The following is a 4,327-nucleotide window of genomic DNA, read 5'->3' on the forward strand; positions in this document are numbered from 1 at the left end:
TGGCGTCGTGCGGCGTCATGGTGCCGGGCCCGTTCTGGGTGTTCCAGTACCACAGGCCCGTCTTCCAGGACACGGCCGCGTCGTTCTGCACGAGGTCGGGGTTGTTCAGCAGGTCGATGCCCAGGGCGTCACCCGCGGCCTTGTAGTTGAAGTTCCAGCTGAGCTGGACGGGGCCGCGGCCGTAGTACTTGTCGTTGCCGGCCGGGCAGCCGTAGGGCTGGGCGGCGTCGCAGTAGTGCGGGTAGTTGGCGGTGTTCTGCTCCACCACGTACTGCAGGCCACCGGTCTCGTGGCTCACGTTGGCGAGGAAGGCGGCGGCCTCCTGCTTCTTCACCGTGTCGCTGCCCGTGGTGGTGAAACCGGGGTAGGCGTCGAGCGCGGCGGTGAGACCGCTGTACGTGTAGAACGAGTTCCGGGCCGGGAACATCTCGTTGAACTGGCCCTCGCTGACGACGAATTCGGCGGCAGCGGTGTCGCCGCCGGCCTTCTGGGCGGAGGCCGTCGGGGCGAGCATGAGCGTGCAGAGGGCGGCGGCAGCGCCGGTGGCGGTCAGCAGTCCGAGTACGCGTCGGTGTATGCGTCGGTGCACGGTGTCGACTCCTGGGGATGGGGTGTGGGGGGACGGCGCGCGAAGGGGCGGGGCGGAAGAGAAGAAGGGTGGGGGCTTCCGCCGTGCCTGCGCGCCGGGTCGAGCGGGGCCGTCAGCCGCCGACGTTGACGTCGATGCAGGCGTAGAAGGCGTTGCCGGTGTTGGCCACATTCCAGACGGCCAGTACCTTCTGCCGACCGCTCAGGTCGCCGAAGTCGACCTGGTGGTTCACCACTTCGCCCGGCTGGGCGCCGCCGTCGTCGAACACGGCGATCTGCCGGCCGCCGGCGTAGTACTCCCAGGTGGTGGTGGCGTGGCGGGCGGTGAGCCGCCACGAGAACGTCGTGTTCTTCGGCACCGGCGTGACGGTCCAGCCCAAGCTGTCGTCGTCCAGCTCGGAGAAGCGGCTGTTGCCGCCGCTGCAACTGGTCAGGCCCTTGGGGCCCTCGACGCTCTGGGGCTCGTAGGTGATGTCCCCGCAGGACACCGTGCCCGCGGCGCACTGCGCCTGGCGGCTGGGCGGATCGGAGACGTAGCCATGGGCGCTCGCCGAACCGGCGGGCAGGCTCACTGCGATGACCGGGGCGAGGACGGCGCCGACGAGGGCAGCCGTCTTCCTGCTGGCGTGCATGGGAACTCCTTCACATCAGGCCTTCCCGGGCGCGCACGGCTGTGTGGGGGACCGCACGCGGCGGGACCGGCCTCTCGGGTGGGGCCAAGAGGCGCGAAGGTGACGCGCTCCGGCCGTCCGCGCAGGGAGCATTGCTCCAGCGAAGGATCAACTCCCGGAACGGAACGGCGCGTTCTGTTGGACTAGACCATACAAGTGGCTCTTCGTGATGTGTCAAGGGATGACGCAGCGGCGTCCCGGGGCGGCCGGTCACCCGCACCCGGCCGCACGCGCACCCTTGCGACGGCGTGGCGCGCGCGCCGTCAACGCACCGTCAACATGCCGCGAAGGGCGCCACCGGCCCGTACGCCGCCATCGGCGCCCGCTCAGAAGCCGTGCGGCAGCCAGGGCGCCACGACGGAGGCGAAGGCCGGTGAGACCTCCGCGAGGGCGCCCTGGCGCAGCTCCCGCACCCGTCCCGCCGCGGCCAGCGAGGTGAGGGACGCGCCGCCGAGATAGGCCGCGCCCAACTCCCGTACGGACAGGCTGAGATCGGCCGGGTCGTCGGTCCGGGCGCAGGACGCGCCCTTCGGGTCGCCCGTGAGCCGCCAACGCCCCGCGTTCCAGGGGCAGAAGGCGTCCTCGACCTCGAACACCACGTCCACCGGCGTCTGGTACGTCCGCGCCTCAAGCGCCGCGCCGACGTCCACGAGCCGCACATGGAGCGAGTCCCGGGGCGCCACGTCGCACCGCCGGTTGTCGGAGACGAGATGCTGCCAGGCGTCGTCGAGAGGCCTGTTGTACGTCTTCACCGTCGCTGTCAGGTCTATGCCGAAGAGGTGCCGCCACAGCGCCGCGTACGCCGCCGGGTCGAGCGCCTCCAGGTCGCGCAGCTCGATCGCGCCCGTCGGCCCGGCCGCGTCCCAGTCCGGCTTGTTGAAATAGCGCGCGTAACCCACGACTTCGTCGCCCCGCCGGGCGAGCACGCACTGCAGCGGCGACGTGCCCTTGCGGTCGCTCTCCGGGTCGAGCAGCGGCAGCCGCTCCCAGCCGGGCCGCCGCTCCAGCATGCCGGGCCGGGTGGGCACCTGGCGCTCGTACACCGCCTCGCAGGCGTCGCGTACGTCCGGTGCGTCCGGCTTCACGAGCCGCAGCCGTACGTCGTCCGTGCCGTCCGGCACCGAGAGCCGTACCCGGGTCGTGTCGATCTCGGCGCGCAGCTGCTGGGTCGCGATGCCGTAGCCGAATCGGCCGTAGATGGCCGGTTCGGACGCTGTGAGCACGGCGAGCGGCTCGCCCCAGGACCGCACATCGTCCAGTTGACGCCGCATCATCGAGGTCAGCACGCCGCGCCTGCGGTGCGTCGAGGCGACGCTCACCATCGTGACGCCGGCGGCCCGCACGGAGGCACCGCCCGGGACGGTGATGCCGAAGGTGAACGCGCCGGCCGTGCCCACGCACTCGGTTCCGTCCCAGGCCCCGATGAAACGGTCGTATTCTGTGAGATCGTTCCACAGAGCGCGCTCCTCGGCGGATTCCGGGACTCCGCCGAACGCGAGCTGCACCTTCCCGTACCACTCGTCCCAGTCGTCCGGCCGCAGCACGCGCAAGTCTGTCGTCATGTCCCCATGCCTACCAGGGCAATCCGGGATGAGCGACCGGATTTCTCCCCACCGGGCGGTGCCGGGTGCCATTCCGGCCGTACGCTCTGCGAGGGCCGGACTTCTCTGTGACTTCCGTCCCCGGACGGGGGACAAGTAGGACCTCCCGTGCCAAGCACCTGGTCCGATGGATAGGGTCCCGAACTAATGGCAGCAGGACGAGAGCGGCGCGCAGAAGCCGATACGTTCACGGCCCGGTTGAAGAAGCAGGTACACCGGGTCCGCACAGGGCTGCGCAGATCCGCCGTCGACTACTTCCGCGGCGACGGATCCGACTGGGTCGCGCTCGCCGGCCTCCTGATGACCATTCCCGTGATCGCCTTCGTCACACTCATGAACTCCGTCTGGTGCTCGCCGGCGATGCTCGTCCTGCCGATCGTCGCCGGCGGGTTGCTGCTGCGGCCCTCCAGCCTGCTCGGGCTGTACGCCGCGGCCGCCACCGCGTTGATCGTGGAGTCCGTGAAACTCGGGCCCTACACCGAGGGCCCCTCCAGGGTGACGCCGGGAATCGTGCTGACCGTGGCCGCGTGCGGGTTCTTCGGGCTGCTGATCGCCCAGTTCCGCAGCCGGGTCGGGGTGCCGTGGCGGCGGGGCGGCACGATGCTGTTCGACCTGCGCGAGCGGATCCGGGTACAGAGCAAACTGCCGAAGCTGCCGATGGGCTGGCACCGGGAGATGGCGCTGCGGCCGGCCGGCGGCCAGTCGTTCTCCGGCGACTTCGTCGTCGCGGCCCGTACGAACGGCGGACGCACACTCGAAGTGGTCCTCACCGACGTCTCCGGCAAGGGCATGGACGCGGCGTCGCGCGCGCTGCTCCTCTCCGGCGCGTTCGGAGGCCTGCTGGGCTCCCTGCCGCCGCACGCCTTCCTGCCCGCGGCCAACGGATACCTGCTGCGCCAGGACTGGGACGAGGGATTCGCCACGTCGATCCACCTCGTACTGGACCTCGACTCGGGGGACTACGAACTCTTCTCCGCCGGACACCCGCCGGGCCTCCAGCTCAGCGCGGGCAACGGACGCTGGGAGGAGAAGACAGCGGACGGACCGCTGCTGGGGGTGTACGACGGCGCGCAGTTCGACGCGGTGAAGGGATCACTGCGCCCCGGGGACGTACTGATGCTGTTCACGGACGGGCTGGTGGAGACGTCCGAACGGGACATCGTCGAGGGCATAGACCGGCTGACCGGGGAGGCCGACCGGTATGTGGCCGGCGGGTTCCACGGTGCGGCCTGGCACCTGATCGAGGCGGTGGCGAAGGACGTGAACGACGACAGGGCGCTGCTGCTGATCTGCCGGGAGGGCGGCGTGGTGGGGCCTGCGACGCTCTGAGTGCCCACTGGTGCGGTCGTTCGTCGTCTGCGGGTGGGTGGGGGCTGGTCGCGCAGTTCCCCGCGCCCCTGGCTCTTCAGCCCGTCCGGCGTTTGAGGACGAGCGCGTTCAGCGCGATGCGGGGGTCTGGGGGCGCAG

4 protein-coding genes are annotated in these 4,327 nt (G+C 70.7%); 1 reads left to right on the forward strand and 3 read right to left on the reverse strand.

Translation table 11 applies throughout. From position 1 onward, the window contains the following. The 3 genes from AOK01_RS35810 to AOK01_RS35820 form a co-directional block, all read right to left on the reverse strand. On the reverse strand, positions 1-514 hold a 514-nt coding region (locus AOK01_RS35810), incomplete at its 3' end, for a chitinase (RefSeq protein WP_079104031.1). A 187-nt stretch (positions 515-701) separates the two neighbouring features. Then, positions 702-1,220, reverse strand: a complete 519-nt coding sequence (locus AOK01_RS35815) for a lytic polysaccharide monooxygenase auxiliary activity family 9 protein (protein ID WP_055519110.1) — start codon at positions 1,218-1,220, stop codon at positions 702-704. A gap of 365 nt (positions 1,221-1,585) precedes the next feature. Next, on the reverse strand, positions 1,586-2,821 hold the full coding sequence (locus AOK01_RS35820; RefSeq protein ID WP_055519112.1) for a GNAT family N-acetyltransferase: 1,236 nt from the start codon (positions 2,819-2,821) through the stop codon (positions 1,586-1,588). Between the two features lie 186 nt (positions 2,822-3,007). Between AOK01_RS35820 and AOK01_RS35825 the strand changes: the two genes are divergently transcribed. Continuing rightward, positions 3,008-4,189 carry a PP2C family protein-serine/threonine phosphatase gene (locus AOK01_RS35825; protein ID WP_055519113.1) on the forward strand — a complete coding sequence of 394 codons (1,182 nt, stop codon included), beginning with the start codon at positions 3,008-3,010 and terminating at the stop codon, positions 4,187-4,189. Positions 4,190-4,327: the final 138 nt, after the last annotated feature.

Origin of the sequence: Streptomyces aurantiacus (assembly GCF_001418335.1) — a bacterium.
GTDB lineage: Bacteria > Actinomycetota > Actinomycetes > Streptomycetales > Streptomycetaceae > Streptomyces > Streptomyces aurantiacus.

Bases quoted from the DNA above. Each gene is read 5' to 3' on its own strand.
- AOK01_RS35815 (WP_055519110.1), bottom strand. From the start codon at position 1,220: ATGCACGCCAGCAGGAAGACGGCTGCCCTCGTCGGCGCCGTCCTCGCC.
- AOK01_RS35820 (WP_055519112.1), bottom strand. From the start codon at position 2,821: ATGACGACAGACTTGCGCGTGCTGCGGCCGGACGACTGGGACGAGTGG.
- AOK01_RS35825 (WP_055519113.1), top strand. From the start codon at position 3,008: ATGGCAGCAGGACGAGAGCGGCGCGCAGAAGCCGATACGTTCACGGCC.